Origin of the sequence: Streptomyces scopuliridis (genome assembly GCF_042790125.1) — a bacterium.
GTDB lineage: Bacteria > Actinomycetota > Actinomycetes > Streptomycetales > Streptomycetaceae > Streptomyces > Streptomyces scopuliridis_A.
Genome location: NZ_JBHTZS010000002.1, coordinates 85,041 through 108,980, shown reverse-complemented (window position 1 = coordinate 108,980; position 23,940 = coordinate 85,041). Strand labels below are relative to the sequence as shown.

Annotated in this window: 24 protein-coding genes; 12 read left to right on the top strand and 12 right to left on the bottom strand. The window is 71.7% G+C overall.

The genetic code is table 11. From position 1 onward, the window contains the following. The 7 genes from ACFRKB_RS02725 to ACFRKB_RS02695 all read right to left on the bottom strand — a co-directional run bounded on the left by ACFRKB_RS02725 (position 1) and on the right by ACFRKB_RS02695 (position 7,006). On the bottom strand, positions 1–738 hold the full coding sequence (locus tag ACFRKB_RS02725) for an ABC transporter ATP-binding protein (RefSeq protein WP_383102697.1): 738 nt from the start codon (positions 736–738) through the stop codon (positions 1–3). Further along, entirely contained in the window at positions 735–1,265 is a 531-nt protein-coding gene (locus ACFRKB_RS02720; RefSeq protein WP_383102696.1) for a PadR family transcriptional regulator, read from the bottom strand. Before ACFRKB_RS02720 ends, ACFRKB_RS02725 begins: the two co-directional genes overlap by 4 nt. Positions 1,266–1,400: 135 nt before the next feature. After that, positions 1,401–2,375, bottom strand: coding sequence for a serine hydrolase (locus tag ACFRKB_RS02715; protein ID WP_383102694.1), 975 nt, complete (start codon positions 2,373–2,375; stop codon positions 1,401–1,403). Positions 2,376–2,728: 353 nt separating this feature from the next. Beyond that, on the bottom strand, positions 2,729–3,373 hold the full coding sequence (locus ACFRKB_RS02710; protein WP_383102692.1) for a dihydrofolate reductase family protein: 645 nt from the start codon (positions 3,371–3,373) through the stop codon (positions 2,729–2,731). A gap of 111 nt (positions 3,374–3,484) precedes the next feature. Next, positions 3,485–4,138, bottom strand: coding sequence for a response regulator (locus ACFRKB_RS02705; RefSeq protein ID WP_383102691.1), 654 nt, complete (start codon positions 4,136–4,138; stop codon positions 3,485–3,487). 4 nt (positions 4,139–4,142) lie between these two features. Beyond that, positions 4,143–5,597 carry a sensor histidine kinase gene (locus ACFRKB_RS02700; protein WP_383102689.1) on the bottom strand — a complete coding sequence of 485 codons (1,455 nt, stop codon included), beginning with the start codon at positions 5,595–5,597 and terminating at the stop codon, positions 4,143–4,145. Between the two features lie 143 nt (positions 5,598–5,740). Next, positions 5,741–7,006, bottom strand: a complete 1,266-nt coding sequence (locus ACFRKB_RS02695; RefSeq protein WP_383102687.1) for a Clp protease N-terminal domain-containing protein — start codon at positions 7,004–7,006, stop codon at positions 5,741–5,743. A gap of 200 nt (positions 7,007–7,206) precedes the next feature. On the opposite strand from ACFRKB_RS02695, the gene ACFRKB_RS02690 reads away from it, so the two are divergent. From ACFRKB_RS02690 to ACFRKB_RS02670, 5 genes are all read left to right on the top strand, one after another. Next, positions 7,207–7,671: a helix-turn-helix domain-containing protein gene (locus tag ACFRKB_RS02690; RefSeq protein WP_383102685.1), complete on the top strand. Its 465-nt coding sequence runs from the start codon at positions 7,207–7,209 to the stop codon at positions 7,669–7,671. Between the two features lie 23 nt (positions 7,672–7,694). Next, on the top strand, positions 7,695–8,147 hold the full coding sequence (locus ACFRKB_RS02685) for a DUF4180 domain-containing protein (RefSeq protein WP_383102683.1): 453 nt from the start codon (positions 7,695–7,697) through the stop codon (positions 8,145–8,147). Positions 8,148–8,189: 42 nt separating this feature from the next. Then, positions 8,190–8,693 carry a pyridoxamine 5'-phosphate oxidase family protein gene (locus ACFRKB_RS02680; RefSeq protein ID WP_383102681.1) on the top strand — a complete coding sequence of 168 codons (504 nt, stop codon included), beginning with the start codon at positions 8,190–8,192 and terminating at the stop codon, positions 8,691–8,693. Positions 8,694–8,889: 196 nt separating this feature from the next. Then, on the top strand, positions 8,890–9,093 hold the full coding sequence (locus ACFRKB_RS02675; RefSeq protein WP_015607926.1) for a cold-shock protein: 204 nt from the start codon (positions 8,890–8,892) through the stop codon (positions 9,091–9,093). Positions 9,094–9,185: 92 nt separating this feature from the next. Continuing rightward, positions 9,186–10,736: a DEAD/DEAH box helicase gene (locus tag ACFRKB_RS02670; RefSeq protein ID WP_383102679.1), complete on the top strand. Its 1,551-nt coding sequence runs from the start codon at positions 9,186–9,188 to the stop codon at positions 10,734–10,736. A gap of 121 nt (positions 10,737–10,857) precedes the next feature. Here ACFRKB_RS02670 and ACFRKB_RS02665 read toward each other — a convergent pair whose 3' ends face one another. Together ACFRKB_RS02665 and ACFRKB_RS02660 are read right to left on the bottom strand one after the other, a co-directional pair. Beyond that, complete coding sequence (locus ACFRKB_RS02665; protein ID WP_383102677.1) at positions 10,858–11,187, bottom strand: branched-chain amino acid transporter permease; 330 nt, start codon at positions 11,185–11,187, stop codon at positions 10,858–10,860. Beyond that, on the bottom strand, positions 11,180–11,824 hold the full coding sequence (locus ACFRKB_RS02660; protein WP_383103260.1) for an AzlC family ABC transporter permease: 645 nt from the start codon (positions 11,822–11,824) through the stop codon (positions 11,180–11,182). Before ACFRKB_RS02660 ends, ACFRKB_RS02665 begins: the two co-directional genes overlap by 8 nt. Before the next feature lie 167 nt (positions 11,825–11,991). Between ACFRKB_RS02660 and ACFRKB_RS02655 the strand changes: the two genes are divergently transcribed. The 3 genes from ACFRKB_RS02655 to ACFRKB_RS02645 all read left to right on the top strand — a co-directional run bounded on the left by ACFRKB_RS02655 (position 11,992) and on the right by ACFRKB_RS02645 (position 13,377). Beyond that, positions 11,992–12,450, top strand: coding sequence for an Lrp/AsnC family transcriptional regulator (locus ACFRKB_RS02655; protein ID WP_383102676.1), 459 nt, complete (start codon positions 11,992–11,994; stop codon positions 12,448–12,450). A 112-nt stretch (positions 12,451–12,562) separates the two neighbouring features. Then, a complete protein-coding gene (locus tag ACFRKB_RS02650) occupies positions 12,563–12,952 on the top strand; it encodes a guanyl-specific ribonuclease (RefSeq protein ID WP_383102675.1) in 390 nt (129 codons plus the stop codon). A 38-nt stretch (positions 12,953–12,990) separates the two neighbouring features. Further along, positions 12,991–13,377, top strand: a complete 387-nt coding sequence (locus ACFRKB_RS02645; RefSeq protein WP_383102673.1) for a barstar family protein — start codon at positions 12,991–12,993, stop codon at positions 13,375–13,377. Positions 13,378–13,388: 11 nt separating this feature from the next. Here the strand turns inward: ACFRKB_RS02645 and ACFRKB_RS02640 are convergent, their stop codons facing one another. Both ACFRKB_RS02640 and ACFRKB_RS02635 read right to left on the bottom strand, forming a co-directional pair. Continuing rightward, positions 13,389–14,918 (bottom strand): ankyrin repeat domain-containing protein, encoded by a 1,530-nt coding sequence (locus ACFRKB_RS02640; protein WP_383102671.1) that lies wholly within the window; start codon positions 14,916–14,918, stop codon positions 13,389–13,391. A 103-nt stretch (positions 14,919–15,021) separates the two neighbouring features. Continuing rightward, positions 15,022–15,924 (bottom strand): hypothetical protein, encoded by a 903-nt coding sequence (locus ACFRKB_RS02635; protein ID WP_383102669.1) that lies wholly within the window; start codon positions 15,922–15,924, stop codon positions 15,022–15,024. Between the two features lie 391 nt (positions 15,925–16,315). Between ACFRKB_RS02635 and ACFRKB_RS02630 the strand changes: the two genes are divergently transcribed. Then, a complete protein-coding gene (locus ACFRKB_RS02630) occupies positions 16,316–17,152 on the top strand; it encodes a S1 family peptidase (protein ID WP_383102667.1) in 837 nt (278 codons plus the stop codon). Between the two features lie 184 nt (positions 17,153–17,336). Beyond that, positions 17,337–20,456, top strand: a complete 3,120-nt coding sequence (locus ACFRKB_RS02625) for an endo-alpha-N-acetylgalactosaminidase family protein (protein ID WP_383102666.1) — start codon at positions 17,337–17,339, stop codon at positions 20,454–20,456. Positions 20,457–20,697: 241 nt separating this feature from the next. Here ACFRKB_RS02625 and ACFRKB_RS02620 read toward each other — a convergent pair whose 3' ends face one another. After that, positions 20,698–22,452 (bottom strand): glycoside hydrolase family 35 protein, encoded by a 1,755-nt coding sequence (locus tag ACFRKB_RS02620; RefSeq protein WP_383102664.1) that lies wholly within the window; start codon positions 22,450–22,452, stop codon positions 20,698–20,700. 193 nt (positions 22,453–22,645) lie between these two features. On the opposite strand from ACFRKB_RS02620, the gene ACFRKB_RS02615 reads away from it, so the two are divergent. Both ACFRKB_RS02615 and ACFRKB_RS02610 read left to right on the top strand, forming a co-directional pair. Further along, positions 22,646–23,557: a helix-turn-helix transcriptional regulator gene (locus ACFRKB_RS02615; RefSeq protein WP_383102663.1), complete on the top strand. Its 912-nt coding sequence runs from the start codon at positions 22,646–22,648 to the stop codon at positions 23,555–23,557. Further along, positions 23,550–23,918: a chorismate mutase gene (locus ACFRKB_RS02610; RefSeq protein ID WP_383103258.1), complete on the top strand. Its 369-nt coding sequence runs from the start codon at positions 23,550–23,552 to the stop codon at positions 23,916–23,918. Before ACFRKB_RS02615 ends, ACFRKB_RS02610 begins: the two co-directional genes overlap by 8 nt. Positions 23,919–23,940 lie beyond the last annotated feature (22 nt).

Here is a 23,940-nt window from a genome sequence, read left to right as displayed (position 1 = left end):
TCAGCCCTCCCAGCCGTGGATGCCGCCCACCGGCTGCCCGTGGTCCGTCATCCAGGTGTCGTCGACGAGTTGGCCGTCGCGCATCGACACGAGCCGGTCCGCGGTGGCCGCGACCCGCTCGTCGTGCGTGACGATCACGAGGGTCTGCCCCGCGGTACGCAAGCCCTCAAAAAGCCGCAGCACGTCGAGGGTGGCAGCCGTGTCCAGGTTCCCGGTCGGCTCGTCGGCCAGCAGCACCAGCGGCTCGTTGGCCAGGGCGCGGGCGATGGCCACCCGCTGGCGCTGTCCGCCCGACAGCTGCCAGGGCAGATGCCGGGCACGGTCGGCCAGCCCGACCTGCTCCAGCAACTGGTCCGTGCGACGCCGGGCCGTACGCGGCGAGCGTCCGGCCAGCAGTACGGGCAGCTCCACGTTCTCCGCCGCCGACAGTTCCTCGACCAGGTGGAAGGCCTGGAAGACGAAGCCCACCGACCGGCGCCGCAGTTGGGCCAGGGCCCGTTCGCCGAGGGTGTCGATGCGCCGGCCGGCCAGCCACACCTCTCCGCCGGTGGGCCGCTCCAGGCCGCCCAGCAGGTGCAGCAGGGTGGACTTCCCGCAGCCACTGGGCCCCATGACGGCCAGCATCTGTCCGGTCCGTACGTCGAGGTCGACGCCGTCGACCGCGTGAACCAGGCTTTCCCCCCGGCCATGGGTCCTTGACAGGTCGCGGGTCCGCAACACCGCGTCGAACTGGTTCATCCATCCTCGGCTTCGTTCTCGACCCTCGGCTTCGACCAGAACTGCTCGCAGGCCCGCAGCCAGCGCAGGTCCGCCTGCAACCGCAGAGCGACACCCTCCAGCAGCAAGCCGGCGGCCGAGCCGTCCGGCTCGGCCAGTAGCGCGCGCTGCGCCTGGCGCAGGCGTCCCATCAACTCGCGGCGGTGCACGGCGACCAGCTCCACCGGATCGGCGAGCCCGGCCGCTCGCGCCGCGGCCAGCTTGAGGTGGAGCTCGGCCAGGTCCTGCTTCGGCCAGTTCACCTCGGTCAGCCAGGTGGCCACCCGTTGCTGTCCGGCCGGCGTCAGCGCGTACACCTTCCGGTCCTGCGGCCCGTCCGTTCGTTCGCGGACGACCAGACCCGCTCGTTCCAGCCGGGCCAACGTCACATAGATCTGGCCCGCGTTCATCGATTCCCCGAGCGGACCGAGTACCCGCCGCAGCCACGCGCGGAGGTGGTAGCCGTGCGATGGCTCCTTCGCGAGCATCGCCAGCACCACGTCCTGCATGCGTCCTCCTCACGACCCGCTTATAGATAGCGGTTAGCCGTCGCGGGAGTCAACCGAGGCCCTGCCGCCCGGCCCTGGGACGCGTACGTCCGAGGGCCCGTCCGGGCCCTGTCGGGCCGGGCGGCGGGGCTGGGGTCACCGGTTGCCGTCGGGCACCAGGGAACCGTCGGAGGTGTCGGGCAGGGCCTGCAGGCGCTGCTCCTGGAGCGGGGCGATCGTGGTCCCGTTGAGGTCCGCGTGGACCTTCCGGGCGATGTCCTCGATCACCGTGACGCTGGCGGGCATGTCCGTGTTGTCGGCGGTCAGCACGGCGAGGCCGTAGTCATGCCCCTGCCCGGTGAACGCGCCGACGCTGTGCACACGCCAGCCTCCGCTGCTGCGCTGCAGCCAGCCGTTCTTGACGTGTACTGTCGCTCCGCTCGGCGCGCCCGCGGGGACGCCCCAGCGCTGAGCGGGGATCACGCGGTTCATCAGGTCCAGTGCGTAGGCACGGCGGTCGTCGTCGAGAACGGAGTTCGCCGAGGTGAGCAGCTGCATCAGCGTGACCTGGTCGGAGGCGTTGATCTGGGTCAGCCCCCAGTAGCCGTCCGGATCGGGGACCGTGTCCTCCATGCCCGCGAGGCGCAGGAAGTCCGAGATACGGGCGAGACCGAGCCGCTTCCACAGCGTGGTCGTCGCGTCGTTGTCGGACGCCGTGATCATTTTGCTGGTGAGGGTGCGCTCGGACGAGGTCAGGTCCCGGTTCTCGTCCTGGGCCTGGCGCAGGAGCGCGCCCAGAACGATGACCTTGACGACGCTCGCCGAGTCGTACCGCTGCTCCGCGTTGAACGCGCACGTGGTGCCTGTGGTGCGGTCGTACAGAGCGACGGAGACCCGTCCCGTGAGGGTGGCGTCCCCCACCACGGCCTGGATGTCCTCGCGGAGCCGGTCCGCGAGGCCGGCCTTGCCGGACGTGCAGGAGACCTCGGACCGGGGCTGCTCGGCGCCGGTGACGGGTGTCGCGCCGGCCGGGGAGGCCGTGGCCATGAGCGCGGCGACGGTGCCGACGAGGACGGACACCGTCGCCGTGCGCCGCAGGCGACGGGGAAGGATGGATATCTGAGAAGACAAGCGTGTTCCTTATGGGCTGTGCGGTGGGGAGTCGGGCCGAGTGCGCCGGCATGTCGTCGTGCGGCACGTCGGTTTCCCGCCTCTGGAAGATGTCCCTTTCTGTTGTTCGCGTCGAATTTCCGCGTGGAATTTCCGCGTCGAAAGTTCTGATGACCGATCAGGAGGAGTGGTTCCCCGCTCGGGCCGAACAGTCCCGTTCCCTCGCGGGCTGAACCGCCCGGCGGCACGTACCCCCCATGCGTCGGAACCAGCCCGCGCGGTGGACGAGTTGGAAGATCGCCATCACCCGGCCGCGGAACTCCGGCAGCGTCCGGAGCTGCGCCAGGCTGAGCAGGTCCCCGAGAGCTGTCCGGTCACTTCCGCCAGAACAGGTGGTGCGTCACCCCGCTCGGGCTGGGCACGACGTCCAGGTGGAACCGGTCGAGCAGTTCGTCGGGGGACTCCCAGAGCCGTACTCCGGACCCGAGCTTCACCGGCGAGACCGCCACATGCAGGGTGTCGACGAGGTCGGCGTCGAGGAACTGCCGGATGGTGGTGGCTCCGCCGCCCAGCCGGACGTCCCTCCCCCGCGCCGCTTCCCGCGCCCGCTCAAGGACGGTGGCCGGGTCGTCGTCCACGAAGTGGAACGTGGTGTCGGAGAGCGTGAACGAGGGACGCCAGTGGTGGGTCATGACGAACACCGGAGTGTGGAACGGGGGCTCGTCACCCCACCACCCGCGCCACTCGTCGTCCTGCCAGGGCCCCCGCTGGGGCCCGAACTTGTTGCGGCCCATGATCTCGGCACCGATGTTGCGGGCGTAGTCCCGCGTGAGGTAATCGTCGAGTCCCCGGCTCCCGCCCGGGTCTGTGCGCATGGGCCAGCTCGCTGTGGCACCGGCCCAGGCGAACAGCCTCTCGGGATCGACATGACCGAACGGCCGCTCAAGGGTCTGGTCCTCACCGGCGCCGATTCCGTCACTTGAGACATTGAAGTTCTGGACCCTCAGTAGCTGAACCACGTGTTCCTCCCATGGTGGTGACAACGGTGGTGAGACCCCCCGGGCCGGACAAACTCATCGCCGCGTCCGCGACGGTGGACATTGTGCGGCCTCCGAGTGTCAGCTCAGCGCTCAGCGCTCCGCCAGCAACTCCGCGTCGTGGGCCAGGACCGCCGCCTGTACGCGGTTGGCGCAGCCCGTGGTCGTCAGGATCCGGCTGATGTGGGCCTTGACCGTACCGGCGCTCAGATACAGCTGGTCGGCGATCTCCGCGTTCGACAGCCCGGTCCCGACCAGCCGCAGGACTTCCCGTTCGGCGGCGGTCAGCTTCTCCGTCCGGCGCAGGGCGGCCTGGGCGTCCTCCGTGGACCGTACGTGCTGTTCCATCAGCCGGCGGGCGATACGGGGGGCCAGCACCGGTTCGCCGTTGGCGGCGCGCCGTACCGAGTGGATCAGGTCCGTGGGGCCGGTGTCCTTGAGCAGGAAGCCGCTCGCGCCGACCCGCAGGGAGCGCGTCACGCTCTGCTCCTCGCCGAAGGCCGTGAGCATCACCACGTTCGTGGCGGGCGAGATACGGGTGATCTCCTCGGCGGCGGCGATTCCGTCCCTGCCCGGCATCTGGATGTCGAGCAGCGCCACATCGATGGTCCGGTCGCGGCAGGCGGCGACGGCTTCGCGGCCGTCGGCCGCTTCGGCCACTACCTCGATGTCCTCGGCGTTCTCCAGGATCAGCCGGATGCCGGCGCGCATCAGCGTCTCGTCGTCGGCTATGAGGACTCGTATCACGCGTTCATCTTAGGACGGCCGTTGTCAGAAGAATTATCAGGAAAGTCGCGGTGGGCAGTATGACGAGCGCCGCCGCACAGCCCGCTCCCAGCACCCGTGGCCAGGTGAGGACTTCCGTCGACAGGGGAGGGCGGGTCCCCACCGTCCGTCCGCCGGCGGTCTCGCTCGCGGGCGGCAGGGGGACGGCGGCCGTGGGCATTCCGTGCGGACGCGACGGCAGCAGGGCGGCCACCCGGAACCCGCCGTCCGGCAGCGGGCCCGCCGTGAACCAGCCCCCGAGCAGGGCGATCCGCTCCTCCAGGCCGACCAGCCCGCTGCGGTTTCCGGGCTGTGGGTGACGGCCCTCGCGCGGCGCCTTGTTGGTGACGGAGACCTCGATCCCGCCGTCCCTGTTCCTGATCTCCACGCGCGTGGGCGCCCCGGACGCGTGCTTCAGTACGTTCGTCAGCGCCTCGCGGACCACACGGTGCACCGACTGACGGGTGCGCGGGCTCGGATCAGCCGAGTCGGGGACCGACCAGTCCAGCTCCACGCTGACGCCCGCCAGCCGGGATTCGGCCACCAGGGCGCTGATGTCCTCGCGCGTCCCCCGGTCCCGTTCCGGCTCCGACGTCGCCTCCTCGCGCCGCAACAGGCCCAGGATGTCGCGTAGTTCCTCCATCGCCGTACCGGCCGTCGTACGCAGCAGCTCGGCCTGCCCGGCCAGTGGCGGTGCCTGGCGCGCGGCGGCCATCTCCAGCGCCCCGGCGTGCACCGAGATCAGGCTGAGCCGGTGGCCGAGGAGATCGTGCATCTCACCGGCGATACGGGTACGTTCCTCCATCCGCGCCGCCGCCGCCGTCAGTGAACGGGCCTGCTCCAGATACGTGTTGCGTTCCCGCAGCAGACTCACCAGGGGGCGGCGCCGGCCGAGCAGTGTCCCGGCGAGCGCGGGGAGCAGTACGAGGAGAACGGCCGAGGCGGCGTTCCCCGCCAGATGCTCCACCCAGGCGCCGGGCACGATTAGGCTTCCCGTGATGGTCATTCCGACACAGACCGCGCAGGCGATCCCCGCCGCGCGCCAGGCCCGGCGCGGCGGCGTGATGCGGCGGGTGGCGGACAGCACGATCAGCGGTACCACCGCCAGTACCCAGACGTTGGGGCCCACCAGCAACGGTCCCGTGCCCAGCACCGCCGCCACCGGCCGGTATCGCCGCAGGGGTATCAGGCACGCCGCGTACAGCGCCTCCAGCACCGCCAGTACCGGCCGCTCCGGCGGCAACAGCAGCAAGGGGATCAGCCCGAGGGCCACCGCCGGCACCACGGCCAGTGTCTCGGTGGCGACGGTACGGCGCGGGGCCCGGCGCACGGCGGGCCATACTCCCGCCGCCTCGCGCCGTACCGACCGTACGGCGTGCGCCGTCCCGGACCTCGCGCGCGCCCAGGCCCGCCGCGCGCGTCCCGGCGGCAGCCGGCTCATGTCCATCCCTGCCCTCGCCCCTCGTCCAGTCCCCTGCCCGGCCGATGGCCCCTGCCCGGTGGACGGTCCCTGACCGGCGTCTCTCCGGGCGGCAACGGTAGCGTCGGCCGGACCGCCGGGTGCCTCGCGGGGTCGGCCGCCCCTCACGCGCTCAGTCGCGGAGCCAGGTCCGCCGTCAGCGCGGTCGGCTCCACGCCGTGCGCGCGCAGCCGCCGGGAGACCGAGCCCTCCTCGTCGTCCGCCATGTCATCGAGGAGCGCGGCCAGGAGGTGCACCGTTCCGGCCGAGGAGGCCCGGTGCTCGGCCGCGATGAGCCGGGCCGAGGCGAGGGTCCGCTCGGCGGCGGCGGAGAGCGGCACCTCATCGGGTACGGGGGACGGGTCGGCGGCGAGGGCGGACAGGGCCAGCTCGTCCGGCCGTACTCCATGCGTACGGAGCAGACCGGCGGCCCCGTTGGCGGCGGCGACCTCGGCCGGCAGCGACCGTCCCGCGACGGACAGCGCCCGGTCCAGGGCCAGGACGGCCAGCAGCAGATGGACCGGCTCCACCGCACTCCGCCCGCACCGTACGGCCTGGCGACTCGCCTCGACCGTCACCGCGAACAGCATGGACGTGCCGTCGCCGGGGTGCTGGGTCGTCCACGCCATCACCTTGCGCGCCAGCCAGTTGCTCCGGTCCTCCAGCAGCCCGGCCCGGCGCAGGACGGTCGCGGCGTGCGAGAGCGGGCGGTCGGTCGCGGGCCCGTCCGGCGACTCCCGCGAGCCGCGTGCGTCCAGCACGTCCAGTGCGGCGTACGCGGCGGTCCGGTCCAGCCGGCGCAGCGCGTACGCTTCCCGCGCCCTGCTGTTGGGGAGATCCAGCAGGGCACGGGCCACATGCCGGGTGTACACACCGGGGGACGCCTCCAGACGGGCGAGCCCGAGGGCGAGGAACAGGCAGGCGCGCAGGGCCCCGGACGGCTCGGGCCATTCCCGGTCCGCCCGGGAGACCGTCTCCGTCGTCTCCGCCGACCCTGCCGCCTCCGCCGCCTCCGCAGCCTCTGCCGTTTTGGGCACCTTCGTCGTCTTCCGGGCGCGCAGTGCGGTCTGCCACTGCGCGACGCGCCACGCGGCGGCGACCTCGTGCTCATCGGCGGGTTCGCCCGACGTCTCGTCGTCGTGGTCGTCGCTCACCCAACCGCGCCCCGCCCGGCCGCGGATCAGTCCGCTCAGCGCACCGGCCTCCCGCATGCCGGGGGCGATCGCCTCGCCGGCCGCCGAGTCGCCCATGACCAGGGTGGCGAGCAGGTCCTCCGTGCCCACGGTCCGCGACTCGCACGTGACCGCGCGCTGGAGCGTCTCCACGAGAAGTTCGCTGACATCGGTCTCGAACTCCGTGTTCGTGGAGGTGAGTTGTGGGTGATTCTCCATCGGGCGATTCCCCTTGTGGTGTGGGTGCCGGTGGGCCGGCCGATCCGCGAACGACGCTAGGTGTCCGTCCCGTGCCGCCGCATCGGCCGACCGGCCACGCTCGCGGTCCGACCGGCCACAGTCGCCATCCGACCGGCAGGCTTCCCTGACCTTCCCTAACCTTCCCTGAAACGCTCAATGGAATGGTATTTTGAGGAAGGATGAGGAATCTGAAGGGGCTGGAGTCATTGCCGCAGCAGTACTACTCGGTGGACCAGGTGGCTGAGCTGCTGGACCTCCATGTGCGAACGGTGCGCGGTTACGTACGGGACGGCCGGCTGAAGGCGACCCGTATCGGCAAGCAGTACCGGATCGCGCGCGAGGATCTGGAGGCGTTCACCGGCCGCCCGGCGGCCTCTCCCGTCCCGTCCTCCGGACCGGGGCGGCGCCATGCCGAGGCATCCGCCATCGTGCGGATCGACGCGATCGGCCCCGAGGCGGCCATCCGTCTGACGAACACGGTCATGGCCGCCATCGCGCACGGCCGGGACGGTGGTGAACGCCTGCGCGTCGAGACCGTCTACGACGAGGAACGGGCCGTGCTGAAGGTCATCATCCTGGGCGGCCTGGACAGTACCGCCGAGCTGCTGAAGATCGTCAACGCCCTGATCGGGCAACCGGATTGAACAGGAACCCGGAGGACCCGGACATGAGCGAACCCACCGAGACCCCACGGCTTATTCAGGCCCCGCAGCCCCTCCAGGCACCCCAGGTACCCCAGGCCCCCTGGGAACTCCGGCACATCCACGGCGTACCCGTTCTCCTCTGCGCTCCCGACGGTGACCCCCTGCGCGGCGAGCGCGAGGCGCTCGACCTCATCGGTGACGCGTTCTACCTCGGCGCCGCCTGGGTCGTCATCCCGGCCACCCGGTTCGAGGACGCCTTCTTCCGGCTGCGCACCCGCGTCGCCGGAGACATCGTCCAGAAGTTCGCCAGCTACCGGCTCCGCGTCGCCGTCGTCGGCGACATCGCGCGGCACGCGGCCGACAGCACCTCGCTGCGGGACTTCGTCCGCGAGAGCAACCGCGGCACACAGCTCTGGTTCGTCCCCGACCTGGAGACCCTGGGGGTCCGTCTCGGCCCCGCCACGCACGAGCCATAAATGGAGACAGAAGATGTCCGGTATTCCGTGTTGGCTGGACGCATGACATTCACCTGGTCCGATTTCGTCTCGGCGGAGCCGCGCTTCGCCGAGACCGTTCAGCGCCGATTCGCGAAGCACACCCACCATGTCCTGGCCACCCTCCGCAAGGACGGTTCCCCGCGCCTGACGGGGCTCGAAGTCCCCTTCAGGTTCGGGGAGTTGTGGTTCGGCATGATGCCGAATTCGCGTAAGGCGCTCGATCTGATGCGCGACCCGCGCTTCGCGCTGCACGCGAATCCCGGGGAGGGCGGCGAGATGGCGGACGGTGACGTCAAAGTCGCCGGACGGGCCATCGAGGTCACGGACGAGGAGACGCTTGCGCGGTTCGCGGCGACGGTCGAGCCTCCGCTGCCGTTCCACCTCTTCCGGGTGGAACTCGGCGAGGTGGTGCGGACCGGAATCGACGGCGACGACCTGGTCGTACAGATCTGGCGGCCGGGCCGGCCGCTGCGCACCGTACGGCGCGGGGGCGACGACAGCCCGCCCCGTGAGGATCACGGGTGACCGTCGCGTGGGTGCCGGGCCGTGCTAGGCTGACCGCGTTGCAGTTTTGGTACCCATGAACTTTATGTGCGCCTGACGGGAATGTTCCTCAGGCGCATTATTGTTTTTGCCGGCTTCTCCGGATGGGGCTCAATGCGGCGACGAGGAATCCGTGAAGTGCGGATTTCCGGCTCTGCACCTGTTTTAGGAGAATGACATGGCTACTGGCACCGTGAAGTGGTTCAACTCGGAAAAGGGCTTCGGCTTCATTGAGCAGGACGGCGGCGGCGCCGACGTCTTCGCCCACTACTCGAACATCGCCACCCAGGGCTTCCGTGAGCTCCAGGAGGGCCAGAAGGTCTCGTTCGACGTCACGCAGGGCCAGAAGGGCCCGCAGGCGGAGAACATCGTCCCGGCCTAATTTCCGGACGTGTACCTCGCAGCCGGGGCCCGCACCGTGCAGGTGCGGGTCCCGGCTCGCGCTGTTCTCAGGCCCAGGAAGGCTTTTTCCGAATGACTCGATCCGAACGCCCGGCTCGCGCTGCCCGCCCCGCCGGCAGGCGCCCGGTGAACTCCCGCGCGAAGGCGCCCGCGAACGGCTCGGCGAGGTCGGCCGCCCGCCGCCCCGCCGCGCGCCCGCAGGAGTTCACGCTGCCGGAGACCCTTACCCCCGCGCTGCCCGCCGTCGAGGCGTTCGACGAGCTGGACATGCCCGCAGGACTGCTCAAGACGCTCACCGCACAGGGCGTGACCACCCCGTTCCCCATCCAGGGCGCGACTCTCCCCAACTCCCTCGCGGGCCGCGACATTCTGGGCCGTGGACGTACCGGTTCCGGCAAGACGCTCGCCTTCGGACTGGCGCTGCTGGCGCGTACGGCGGGCCGGCGTGCCGAGCCGCGCGCTCCGCTCGCGCTGGTCCTCGTACCCACGCGTGAGCTGGCGCAGCAGGTGACCGACGCGCTCACCCCGTACGCCACCGCCGTCAATCTGAAGCTGACGACGGTGGTCGGCGGGCTCTCGATCAGCAAGCAGGCGGGGTCGCTGCGGCGCGGCGCCGAGGTGCTCGTCGCGACCCCCGGGCGGCTGAAGGACCTCATCGAGCGCGGCGACTGCAGGCTCGACCAGGTGTCGGTCACGGTGCTCGACGAGGCCGACCAGATGGCCGACATGGGCTTCATGCCGCAGGTCACCGCGCTGCTCAAGCAGGTCGAGCCGGACGGGCAGCGGATGCTGTTCTCGGCGACGCTGGACAAGAACATCGACCGGCTCGTACGGCAGTACCTGACCGACCCGGTCGTGCACTCCGTCGACCCGTCGCAGGGCGCGGTCACGACGATGGAGCACCATGTGCTCTACGTCCTGGACGAGACGGACAAGAAGGAGATCACCACGCGGATCGCGGCGCGCGACGGCCGGGTGCTGCTCTTCCTGGACACCAAGCGGTCGGTGGACCGGCTGGTCAAGCGGCTGCTGGCGAGCGGCGTACGGGCCTCGGGGCTGCACGGCGGCCGTTCGCAGCCGCAGCGCAACCGGACGCTGGAACAGTTCAAGAACGGTCTGGTCACCTGCCTCGTCGCGACGAACGTCGCGGCCCGCGGCATCCATGTCGACGATCTCGACCTGGTCGTGAACGTGGACCCGCCGGTCGACCACAAGGACTATCTGCACCGCGGCGGACGCACCGCCAGGGCGGGGGAGTCCGGCAGTGTCGTGACGCTCGTACTGCCCGAGCAGCGGCGCGAGATGACACGACTGATGTCGGACGCGGGGATCGCTCCCCGGTCCGCGCGGATCAAGTCCACGGACGAGGAACTGGCGACGCTCACGGGCGCGCGGGTGCCCTCCGGGGTGGCCGTCACCATCGAGGTGCCGCAGCAGCCCGTCCAGGCGAAGCCGAAGACGCGCGCGTCGCGTCCGGCCAGGAAGAACACCGGCGGGGGCGCGGGCGGAGGCTCGGGCGCCGGGGGTGGCGCGGCCCGTCTCGGCGGTGCGTCACGCGGCAGCCGTGGCCGTCGCGGCCGTCCGGACCGCGGCGCCGAGGGCGGACGCCGCACGGCCGCCTGAAGCGGACGCACGTAGTCCCGTACACGGGGAACGGAAGCCCGGTGCCGCGCTCGGCGCGCCGCCGGGCTTCCGTGTGTCCGTGGCACCGGCGGTACCACGCCCCGGCGGGCCCCGTCCCCCGTCAGTGCGCGAAGAGGGTGCTGGCCAGGACCACATGGACCGTGGTGCCGCCGAGGATGCTCAGCAGGGCGTCGCGTCGCCACAGGTGCAGGCCGATGGTGACGGCCAGAGCCACCAGGGGAGCGGTGGCGCGTGATGTGGTCAACGGGAGGTCGCGCAGGCAGTAGGCGAGCAGGATCACCATGACGCCGGCCGGCATACGGGTGCTGAGGTACTGGACGGTGCCGCTGGCGCGCAGCCGGGAGAGGGCCGCGAAGGGCAGGGCGCGCAGGGCCCAGGTGACGGCGGCGGAGACGGCGACCGCGGCGATCAGATAGGGGGTGTCAGGCACGGCGGGTCCTCCCGCGGGTGATGAGGCGCCTGGCCAGCAGGGCGGTGGTGAACAGGACGCAGGCGGCGAGCATCATCTGGCCGGGGAGAAGAAGGCGGGCCGCGAGCGCGCTGAGCAGGGCGAGGACCGGGGTGGGCAGGTCATCGCGCCGGTCCCGGATCGCGTCGAGGGCCAGGACGGTGAACAGGGCCGTGAGGGCGAAGTCCAGGCCGGTGACGCTGTCGGGGACGAGCGAGCCGAGCAGCCCGCCGACGGTGGCGCCGCCCACCCAGTACAGGTGCATGTACAGCTGGAGCCACAGGATGCGCCGGCCCGTCCAGGAACGGGCCCGCTCGCCGGTGGTCAGGGCGTACGCCTCGTCCGTCAGGGCGAAGGTGCTGTAGCCCTTCGCGAGGCGCCCGCCCACGCGGTGCAGCGGGAAGGAGAGCGTGTAGAAGACGTGCCGGATGTTGACCAGGAAGGCGGTCAGGGCGACCGTCCCCAGCGGTGCGACGGCGGCGACCAGGCCGACGAGCAGGAACTCGAACGACCCGGCGTAGATGAGGGCGGTGAACGCGCTCGCCCACCACCAGGCCAGACCGGACTGTGTGACGAGGACCCCGAAGGCGAGACCGAGCGGCACCAGCGCCAGCCCCACGGAAGCGGAGTCCTTGAACGCGGCCAGAGCCGGGGGCGCCGGGAGCGCCGGGGGCGCCGGGGGCGCGGTGGCAGGTTCGCGGGCCACGGTCGGAGGTATTCCCATATGGAAATATTAGGGAAGAATCGGCCTTATGTGGTTGCCGAAAGTGGCTCTAGGATCTGGCTATGGGCAATGAAGTGCATATCGATCGCATCGACAGTGAAATTTTGTTTCAGCTGCGCCAGGACGGGCGGCTGACCAACGTCGAACTGGCGAGACGTGTCGGTCTGACCCCGCCGCCGTGCCTGCGCCGGGTCAAGCGGCTGGAGGAAGCGGGCGTCATCACGGGCTACCGGGCCGTCGTCGACCCCGAAGCCCTCGGCCGTGGACTGGAAGTCCTCATCGACGTCGAAGTCAGTGCCAACGACCGCAAGACCTTCGAGGAGTTCGAGAACACCGTGGCGTCCTTCGAGGAGGTCATCGAGTTCCGCCGCATGTTCGGCCGCCCCGACTACTTCGTCCGCGTCGCCGTCGCCGACCATGCCGCCTACGAGGCGTTCCTCACCGGAAAACTCAGCGGCCTGTCCTGCGTCCTGCGTCTCGAATCCCATCTGACCATGAAGAACATCAAGACCGGCTCCTGACCGCCGCCCGGCGCGGGCGGGCGCCCGCTGCCCGGGACGGTGGGTTAACTTCCGGGAAATTCCACAGAGTTGCCATTGACGTGTACGCGTCTACGCGCGTCATCATGGGGGCATGCGAATTCCCCCACGGATCGCCACCCTCGGTGGCATCGCCGCTCTGGCCTCCACGCTCCTCGTCGGCGGAGTCACCGCCACCGCCACCGCCGCCCCCACCGCGGTCGGCAGCATCTGCTACTCCAGGCTGCCGGTCCAGGCCCATGACACCCTCGACCTCATCGACGCGGGCGGGCCGTTCCCGTACCCGCAGGACGGTGGCGTCTTCCAGAACCGGGAAGGCATCCTGCCGAGCCAGTCGAACGGCTACTACCACGAGTACACCGTCAAGACGCCCGGCTCCTCGACCCGCGGCGCCCGCCGCATCGTCACGGGCAACAAGACCAATGAGGACTACTACACCGCCGACCACTACGCGTCGTTCTCGCTCGTCAACTACAGCTGCTGACCGGTCGCCGACCGGAACCGGAAGGTAACCTCCGTCCCATGACGGTGACATATGTGATCGACGGGGCGGAGGTCACCGGCCTCGAAAGCTTCTGGCGGGTGATCGGCGCGGCCGTGAACGGGCCCGGCGGATACTTCGGGAGCAATCTCGACGCGCTCGCCGACTGCCTGAGCGGCGGGTACGGGACGCCGGACGACGGCGACTTCGTCATCGAATGGCGCCGGCACGAACTCTCGCGCCGCGCACTCGGCCAGGAGGAGACCGTGCGTACGCTCCAGCGGCGGCTGGAGCGTGCGCACCCCGACAACAGGGCTGCCATCCAAGGACGGTTGGACGCCGTCCGGGCCGGCGGCGGCCCGACCGTCTTCGACGAACTGGTGCGACTGATCGAGGAAGAGGCGCCCGGGGTGCTCCGGCTCCTCTGAGGCTCCTCCCGTCAGCGGCGGCGCGGGAGTGTCCGCTCCAGGCGCCGTCGCTCCGGGCCGCGCGGCACGTACCGCACGGCCTCCAGCGCCGTCCTGCGCGCGTATCCCTCCGGGTCCTCGTCGCCCAGGATCCGGGCCAGCGCGTCGACCGCGCGCGGATCGCGGCGCGCCGCCAGCCCCTTGGCCGCCTCGGCGGCCGTATTCGCGTCCGGGTCGTTCAGCCGGGCCGCCAGTGCCTCGCGCAGCTCGCGCGTATCCGCGTCCAGGCCCGCCAGCGCCACGACCGCGCGGTCCCTGACCGACGCGTCCGCGTCCCTGCTCAGCAGCGTCAGCGCCCAGAGCGCGTCGCCGTCGTCCCCCGGTACGAGCCCGGTCAGCGCGAGGGCCGCCCTGCGGCGTACCCCGGCGTCCGGGTGGCCGGTGTGGCGCAGGATCTCCGGGAGCGCGGCGGGGTCGCCGTGCTGGCCGAGCGCCACCACGACCGCGCGGACCAGCTCCGGTTCCACGGCGTGCCGGGACAGTTCGCGCAGCAGGGGCACCGCGCGGGCGGCGAACGGACTCTCCCCGTCCGCCGCGCCCAGCCGCGCCAGCACATCGGCGGCGAACGCCCGCCGCAGCGGCTCGTCGCTCGCGCACCACGCGGCGGCGGCCTGGAACGTCTCCTCGTCACCGCGCCGCCAGAGCGCGGACACCGACTCCGTCCAGTCGTCCCTGCCGGGGTCCCCGCAGTGCAGGGCCCGCCCCGCCAGCTCCTCGTACGGGGTCGGAATGCCCAGCTCCGTTTCGAGTATCGTCGCGACGGCCGCGTGCCCGTTCTGCTGCTCGCGGCCGGCCACCGGCTCGCCGTCCCGCAGCAGTTCGACGACGACGGTCTCCGAGCCGTCCTCCTCGATCCGGCGCACCACCGTCTCGTAACCGTCGCCGTAGGCGCTCAGCAGCCCGGCCCGCAGCTCCTGTTCCACGTCGCGGGTCAGCCAGCGCCGCGCCTCGGCGAGCGCCGCGTCGCGCGTCCGCGCGTACACCCCGTCCGGCGCGCCCGCGCCGTAGCGCAGCAGGACCCGCACGGCGGGCGCGGAGCCGCGGCGGGCGGCCAGCAGCAGCGGCGACTCCCCGCCGGGGCCCGGCAGATCGGGGTCGGCGCCGTACTCCAGCAGCGCTTCGACGGTGTCCGCGAAGCCCTGCACGACCGCCCAGGCGACCGCCGTGAAGCCGAACTCCTCGCGGCCGTCGGGCGGGGCACCGGCGGCGAGCAGCGCACGGACGACCTCGGTGTGCCCGCCGCAGGCCGCACCGCACAGCGGCAGATCGCCGCCGTCCCGGCCGCTGGCCCGGCGGGGGTCGGCGCCGGCCGTGAGCAGCAGCCGTACGAGACCGGGCTCGTCGCTGACCGCCGCGCGGTAGAGGATCGTTTCGCCGTCTCCGTCGGCCGACTCGGCGGAGACACCGGCGCGCAGCAGCCGGACCACCGTGTCGTCGGCGCCGCCGCCCACCGCCGCGAACAGCTCTTCGACGCCGGCGCCCGCTGTCGGCTCATTCGTCATGCTTCGACCCTACGTTCGCCAGGGTTCCGCCGTCGCCCGGGATACGGGAGCCCGGGATACGGGAGAGAGAGGGGACCCGCATACGGCGGCGGGGCCCGCCCGCTCAGGTGTCGCAGTCCAGCACGCTCCCGCACAGTCCGCACCGCGCCCGCACCCGGCCGCGGACCGGCACCCGGATGCGCTGGAGGCAGGTGGGGCAGGGGAACGAGACGCGCAGCCCGTCCGCCAGCCGCTCGAAGGTGTACGGCGCGTGGGGCGCGGCGGGGGCGGGCACGGCGCCCGGGTGGTCCAGCGCGTAGCGGCGGTCCTTGGCGTACCGGTGCCGGCCCGACCAGCCGGCGGTGGTCAGCGGCGGCTGCTGCTCGTCGCGCAGCGACTGCGCCCTGCCCTTCGTGTACGACGTGTACCCCTGCGGGCTGGTGAACCAGATCCGGGGGTCCTCGTCGAACACGAGCGCGCGCTTCGCCAGCACATAGCCGAACTCCTCGGGGGTGAGGTAGCCGAGTTTCTGGCTGGAATCGCGGTCCTTGCGATAGGCGTCCAGCAGCAGCCAGCCCGCGCCCAGATAGGTCGTGGCGGTGTCGGTGAGGATCTCGTTGTCGCGGGTGCCGGGGAAGGAGAGGCCGAGGCGGTGCAGCAGGACATGGGTGATCTCATGGGCGAGGGCCGCCCCGATGTCCCTGCGGTGGGTACGGAAGCGGTTGTTCAGCTCGATGAAGTACTCCGGCCCGGCGGTCAGCTCGACATTCGCCGCGTGCTCCATGTCGCGGAAGCTCACGATCACCCGCGCGTCCGGCAGCCGCAGCTGCTGGACCAGGGCGTGGGCCACGCGCTGGGTGCCCAGATAGAGATCGTCCACGTCGGAGAAGGCGACATCGGCGGGGGCCACGCTGGGGGCGTACGCGCGGATTCCGTCGGCCGAGAGCCGCCGGTAGAGCGCCGTGATGGCCGCGCGCGCCGTGTCGAGATGCGGATAGCCGTGCTGGACCTCGCCGCCGTTCGTCACGTCCGTACCCCCTGCGTCCCGCGGCCCCGCGTCCGGATTCACCCGCGCGGGACGGCCGGGCCCGCTCGCGTCAACTGTACGGGGGCACCCCGGGCGCCGGAGGGTCACGCCCGGCGGGCGCGTCCGTTCAGCGGACGGCGCGTCCGACCGGTGGGCGGCATGTCTGACCGGTGGACGGCGCGTCCGTTGAGAGGACGGCGCGTCCGGTCAGAGGACGGGGTGTCCGATCAGGGGACGGTGGCCGACGGATGGTTCTGCCGGGTGGCCGAAAGCAGGTTCTTGTGGCGTGGCTGATCCCCTCCGCATAATCCGGATCACGCCTTCTTGTCGGGCTCATGTCACCGCCGTGCAACGCGCGTTGACCGGGGCCCGCCTTGAGGGCGAATCCCTCATGCCCCCCATGAAAGGCAGACCGTTGAGCATTCTGGGTGTCCTCAAGAGAACCGCCGCCGCCGGTGCGGTCGTGCTCGCCGCCATCAGCCTCCAGCCGTCCTCCGCTTCTGCCGCGCCCGCGCCGGTCGCGCCCAAGACCCAGGCCGCGGCGCCGCTCGCACCGCCCGTCGTCGGCGGCACCCGCGCCGCTCAGGGCGAATTCCCCTTCATGGTCCGGCTTTCCATGGGCTGTGGTGGCGCGCTGTACTCGCCGACCATCGTGCTGACCGCCGCGCACTGTGTGAGCGGATCGGGCAACAACACCAGCATCACCGCCACCGCCGGTGTCGTCGACCTCCAGAGCACCAGCGCCATCAAGGTCAAGTCCACCAAGGTGCTCCAGGCCCCCGGCTACAACGGCGTGGGCAAGGACTGGGCGCTGATCAAGCTCGCCGCGCCCATCAACCTGCCGACGCTGAAGATCGCCACCACCACGCAGTACAACACCGGCAACTTCACCGTCGCCGGCTGGGGTGCGGCCACCGAGGGCGGCGCCCAGCAGCGCTACCTCCTCAAGGCCACCGTCCCGTTCGTCTCCGACGCCAGCTGCAACGCGTCGTACGGCGGCGACATCATAGCGAGCGAGGAGATCTGCGCCGGCTACCCCCAGGGCGGCACGGACACCTGCCAGGGTGACTCGGGCGGTCCGATGTTCCGCAAGGACAACGCCGGAGCCTTCATCCAGGTCGGCATCGTGAGCTGGGGCAACGGCTGCGCCCGGCCCAACTACCCCGGTGTCTACACCGAGGTCTCGACCTTCGCCTCGCAGATCGCCTCGGCCGCGTCGACTCTGTGATGTGACCCCGCGGCACACCCCGCAGTACACCCCGTAGAACACTGAGGCGGGGCAGGCGGTTGGACGGTTAGTCCAACACCTGCCCCGCCTTTGTCCATGGGCGCACCCGCACCTCGCGACGCACATTGACGTGCACGGATCCCTCCATCCGTGTGCCGAATCCGTGAACGAAAGAGGAGCGAGCGTGTACGCCAACGCAGCAGACCGCGGCCCCCGCCGCAGAACCGTCGTCGCCGCCACCGCACTCGCGGGCGCCGGCGTCGCCCTCGGTGCGTCCCCCGCCCCGGCCGCCGGCCCGTCGTCCGACGGGGCGCGGGGGACCGGGACCGTGCTGCGCTCCCGCGAGCTGGACGTACGGGTCGACACCGGCTTCCCGCGCGTCATCTCGTACACCGACCGGGAGACCGGCGCCCTGCTGTACGGGCAGCGCGACCCGGTCACCTCCGTACGGATCGACGGCACGGACCACACGCCGAATGTGACGGCCCGGCGCGCCGGGAGCGGCCGGATCGCGTACGCCCTCGCCTTCGACGGCGGCACCGGGATCGACATCGAGATCGCCGTCTCCGGATGGCGCGTCGACTGGCGGGTCACCCGGATCTCCGACACCCCCGCCCTGCGCGTCGGCACCCTGGAACTGCCCGGGCTGGCGCTGCTGTCCGTACGCGCCGACCAGCCCGGCGCCGTCCTGCTCACCGCGCGCGTCGAACTGGACAAGGCCAAGAGCGGCGACACGCTGACCGCGATCACCGCCGGCACCCCGGAGCGGGACCCGGCGGGCTGCGCGTACGCCGTCGTCGTGCACGACCGGCTCGGCGGCGCGGTCGAGACCAACACCGTCTACGACCGGCCCGCCGACACGCCCGGCGCCGCCTGGGACAACGGCCGGCTGTGGCATCGCGTCGTGCGCGCCGACGACGGCGTCACCGAGGGGCGGCTGCGCTGCGGGCAGTGGACCCACCGCGCGGCGACCGCACCGGTGGACGCCACCGAACCGCTGCCGTACGCCACCGTCATCGTCACCCGGAAACGGGACGACGCGGGCGCGGGCGGAGCCGACCGCGCGGTCGACTGGCAGGACGCGGCCATCGCCTTCCGCGACATCATGGTCAGCCCGCTCGGCGCCGAACAGCAGCATCTGCGGGTCGTCCCGCACATCCCGTTCAACTTCGCCAGCCAGGCCACCAACCCGTTCCTGGCCGTGCTCGACCAGGTCAAGCGGATCTCGCTGGCCACGGACGGGCTGCGGCAGTACACCCTGCTCAAGGGCTACCAGTCGGAGGGCCACGACTCCGCCCACCCCGACTACGCGGGCAACTACAACCAGCGCGCGGGCGGCCTCGACGACCTCAACACCCTGGTCAGGGAGGGCAGGAGGTGGCAGAGCGACTTCGGGGTCCATGTCAACGCCACCGAGTCGTACCCCGTCGCCCACGCCTTCTCCGAGACGCTCGTGGACAAGAACGACAGGCAGTGGGACTGGCTCGACCAGAGCTATCGCATCGACGCCCGCCGCGATCTGGTCTCCGGCGACATCATCAAACGCTTCCAGGATCTGCGCGATCAGGCCGACCCCGCGCTGAACACCCTGTACATCGACGTCTTCAAGGAGTCCGGCTGGAACTCCGACCGGCTCCAGCGCGCACTGCGCGAGCAGGGCTGGCAGGTCACCACCGAGTACGGCCACGGCCTGGAGCGCTCATCGCTCTGGACGCACTGGGCGACCGAGACCGACTACGGCTCCGCCGACACCTCCCGGGGCGTCAACTCCCAGCTGATCCGGTTCATCCGCAACCACCAGAAGGACGTCTTCGCCGACAAGTGGCCGACGCTGCTCGGCATCCCGCGGATGGGCGGCTTCGAGGGCTGGATCGGCAAGACCGACTGGACGGCCTTCTACCAGCTGATCTGGACGCACTCCCTGGCCGCGAAGTACCTCCAGGCGTATCCGATCGCGCGCTGGAGCGAGAACGAGATCCGCTTCTCAGGACCGACACGGACAGTCGTCTCCGACGCGGACGGCACCCGCCGCATCACGACCGACGGACGGGTCGTGTACGAGGACGGACGCTATCTGCTCCCCTGGGAGCCGCGCCGGGCCACCGACCCGGAGAAGCTCTACCACTTCAACCCGGCCGGTGGCAGCAGCGAATGGCGGCTGCCGCGCGGCTGGGCGGGGCTGTCGAAGGCCGCCCTGTACCGGCTCACCGACCAGGGCCGGGTGCATGTGCGCGACCTGCCGGTACGCGGCGGCCGGGTGACGCTGGACGCCGAGGCGGGACAGCCGTACGTGCTCTACCGGAGCCGTGTCCGGCAGACCCCCGCGGACCCGGACTGGGGCCAGGCCACCCCGCTGCACGACCCGGGCTTCCAGTCCGGCTCGCTCGACGGCTGGACGGTCAGCGGCCCGGCGGCCGTGGAGCGGAACACCCGCGGAGACTACGAGCTGGTGATCGGCGCGGGCGCGGCGGCGGTCGGCCAGCGTCTGGAGCGGCTCGCGCCCGGCGCGTACGCGGCGTCCGTACAGGTCGAGGTCGGTGAGACGGCCGGGCTCCGGCGCAGGGCCGCCCTGGAGGTGCGTACCGCCGACGGCGTCACGGCCGTGAACTGGACCGACTCCTCCACCGCCGGCAACTATGTCGCCGCCGACCGCAAGCACGGCACCCGCTTCCAGCGGATGTTCACGTACTTCACCGTCCCGGAGGGCGGCGGCCCGGTCCGGCTCACACTGCGGGCGGCGGAGGGCGGCGCGCGGGTGCGGTTCGACAACGTACGGATCGTCCGCGCGCGGCCGGCCCTCAAGCCGGGCGCCCTGGTCTTCGAGGACTTCCAGCAGGTGCCGCAGGGCTGGGGCGCCTTCGTGAAGGGCGACGCGGGCGATGTCACCGACCCCCGTACGCATATCGCCCAGCGGCACGCGCCGTTCACCCAGCGCGGCTGGAACGGCAAGGCGATCGACGATGTCATCGACGGCACCGAATCGCTCAAGTCGCGCGGCGAGAACGAGGGACTGGTCTACCGGACCGTCCCGCACACCGCCCGCTTCGAGCCGGGCCGCCGCTACCGGGTCTCGTTCCGGTACGAGAACGAGAAGGCGGGCCAGTACGCCTGGGTGACGGCCGTGGACGAGCCGGCGGTGCGGGAACTGGAGCGTGTGCAACTGCCCGTCGCGACCGAACCGGCCGTACTGAGCTACGAGTTCACCGCGCCGGCCGAGGGCGTGGCGTGGGTGGGGCTGCGCAAGACGGGCAACGACAGGACGGCGGAGTTCGTGCTCGACGCGTTCGAGGTGCGGGAGGCGTAGAGCACTGAAGAGGGGCCGGTCCCGGGCGCGCTGCCGGGACCGGCCCCTCCGTACGTCCAGAACCCGGCACGTACGTGGCTAGTGCCCCTCCCGGCAACGTTTGCCCCGTCGTGACGCCCAGCACGCGCGCTCGCCGCGTTGGCCAAAAGCCCAGGTAGCTCCGCTACAAGGGCTCCCGGCCGCCTTGCGATCACACGCACCGGACGACACTCCGACCGGGCAAACCTTGCCGGTCGCGGCACTAGTACGCGGCGAGCCGTACGTACGGCTCGCCCGCGGCCTCCAGCTCCAGCACCCACACCTCGTTGTTCCCCTCGCGCAGCACCGGACCGGGCACATACAGCGACTCCTGTGGTCCGCGCGACCAGTAGCGGCCCAGGCAGTGGCCGTTCACCCAGACGAAGCCCCGGGTCCAGGAGGGGAGCGAGAGCCGGGCGTCGCCCGCGCCCGTGACCTCGAACGCGGCGCGGTGGAGCCCCCGCCCCGGCCCGCCGTCCGGCTCGCGGAACGGGACCGCCGCCACCGCCCGCGCGTCGTCGAAGGCGTCGAGCCGCAGCCCCCGGGCCCGTACCCCGTGCAGATACTGGCGCTCGTGCAGCACCCCGTCCGTGACGCCCTTGGACTCGCCCAGCCGGCGCCCGTAGTTGACCCGGCCCAGCGACTCCACCCAGATCTCGACGGACGCGGGCCCGGCCACCGGCTTCGCCAGGGCGGCGGTCTCGCTGTCGAGCACCTCCGCCCCCACCCCGTCCACGTACACCACGGCCAGATCGCGCAGCCCGGCCAGCGTGAGCGCCCGGGGCGTCCGGGGGCCCGGCACCTCCAGCCGGTAGCGCACCAGCCCGCGGTCCACGTCCAGTTCCTCGAAGGTGAGCGGCAGCGCCGTCTCCGACTCCGGTCCGCCGAGCGTCTCCATGACCTCGTCCAGCGGCGCCCACGCGGTGAACTCGGCGCGTACGGGAGCGGCGAGCGCGGGCCACGGCCGCGGCGGTTCGGGCAGCGGGCCGCTCCGGTAGTCCGCCAGCACCTCGCGGAACCGCCAGAACTTCTCCGTCGGGCGGCCCGCCTCGTCGACCGGCGCGTCGTAGTCGTAGGAGGTGACGTCCGGCAGCAGCGCGCCGTCGTTCAGCTCACCGGACCGGTTGGCGCCCGCCCAGCCGCCGGCGCTCGTACCGCCGTGCGCCATATACAGATTGACCGAGGCACCGCACTCCAGGATCTCGCGCAGCGCGCCGGCCGCGTCCGCCGGATCCCGTACGACATGATCACCGCCCCAGTGGTCGAACCAGCCGCACCAGAACTCCATGCACATCAGCGGCCCGTCGGGGCGGTGCCGGCGCAGCGTCCCGAAGGCGTCGCGGGCGCCCGAGCCGAAGTTGACCGTCGCCAGCAGACCGGGGACGGAGCCGCCGGTGAGCATATGGTCCTCGGGGCCGTCCGAGGTGAACAGCGGTACGGAGATCCCGCATGCCCGGGTCAGCTCGGTCAGCCGGGCCAGATAGGTCTGGTCGGTGCCGTAACTCCCGTACTCGTTCTCGATCTGCACCATGATCACCGGACCGCCCCGGCCGATCTCTCGCTCGGCGACCTGGGGGAGCAGCTCGCGGTACCACCGCTCCACGGGCGCGAGGAATCCGCCGTCCCCGGTCCGAACCCGCGCGCCCAGCGGACCGGTCAGCCAGTGCGGCAGCCCGCCGTTCTCCCACTCGGCGCAGATGTACGGGCCCGGCCGCACGATCGCCCACAGCCCCGCCTCGCGCACGGCGTCCAGGAACCGGCCGAGCGCGGCCACATCGTGGTAGCGGCCGGGCTCCGGCTCGTGCAGATTCCACGGGACGTACGTCTCGACACAGTTGAGGCCCATGGCGCGCAGCATCCCGAGCCGGTGGTCCCACAGCTCCTCATGGACCCGGAAGTAGTGCAGCGCCCCGGAGAGCAGCCGCACCGGCCGTCCGTCCAGCAGAAAGTCTTCGTCCCCCACCATGAACTCAGCCACTGTCCCCGCTCTCCCGTCCCACGTCCCGGTTCTTCCACCGCGTCTTCGTCCGGTTCCGGGCCGTGATCCACCCTCTCCCTCTGGCGGCGACAGGGTCCATGGACAAAGATCGTCTCTGTTTGGACGCAGCGGACGCGGTGGACGCGGCGGGGCAACCGGGCCGACGGACGATGAACGGGCGAGGTGGCGGCGGATGTATCACACGTGGATGCGGTACTTCACCCCCAGCCCGGTCCACCACCGGCTCGGGCTCGTCTGCCTCGGCGTCGGACTCCAGCACGGCTGTCTGCCGACGGTCGGGCCGCGCACCCTCGATCACCATGTGGCGGTCGTGATCAGCGCGGGCAGCGGCTGGTTCCGCGCGGCCGACGGGCGGCGCACCCCCGTCACCGCGCCCGCGCTGCTCTGGCTGACCCCCGGCACCGCGCACCACTACGGGCCCGACGAGGAGCACGGCTGGGACGAGTGCTTCGTCGACTTCACCGGACCGGCCACCGTCACGTACACGGAACTCGGCTATATCGAGCCGGACCGGCCCGTCGTACCGCTCTCCGACGCGACGGGGCCGCGCGCGGCCATCGCGCGGATCGCCCGCGCCGCCCGCCGCGGCAACCCGCTGCTCGAAGTCGAGACCGGCGCCGCCGTCCACGAACTGCTCGTCGCGCTGCGCCGGGCCCGCGCCGACACCGGCGCCGAGGGCGAGCCGGTCCTCCAGGCGCTGGCCCGCGACGCCTGCCGGACGCTCTCGGTCGCCGAGCACGCGGCCCGCCACGGCATGACCCCCGCCGAACTGCGCACGGCCGTACGCAGGGCCGCCGGGTGCAGCCCCAAGGACTATCTGCTGGCCATCCGCCTCGGCCGCGCCAAAGAACTGCTCGCCGCGACGGAACTGCCGGTCGCCGCCGTCGCCCGGCGCGTGGGGTACGACGACCCGGCGTACTTCTCACGGCTGTTCACCCGCCGCGTCGGCATCCCGCCCATCCGCTTCCGCGACCAGCAGGGGCGCGCCGTCCCCGGCGGCTGGAGCAACGAGATCCCGCATCCTGATCACCCGCCGACCATCGCGCCGCGCTCCTCTACGCTGCTGGACCATGACCATGAGTGACCCCGGAACCGGCCATCCCGGCACGGACGCCCCCGGTACCGACCAGCCCGGCGTCGACGAGACGGTGCGGGCCGAGCTGAACCGGCTGCGCGAGTCCATCGACAACATCGACGCGGCCGTCGTCCACATGCTCGCCGAGCGCTTCAAATGCACCCAGCAGGTCGGCGTCCTCAAAGCCGAACACCAGCTGCCGCCCGCCGACCCGGCCCGTGAATCCCGCCAGATCACCCGCCTCCGGGAACTCGCCGAGAGCGCCAGACTGGACCCGGCCTTCGCCGAGAAACTCCTCAACTTCATCATCGCCGAGGTGATCAGACACCACGAGACGATCGCGGGCGAGGCACGGGACAGCACCGGCTGAGAGCTTCCGCAGCGGGTGCGCT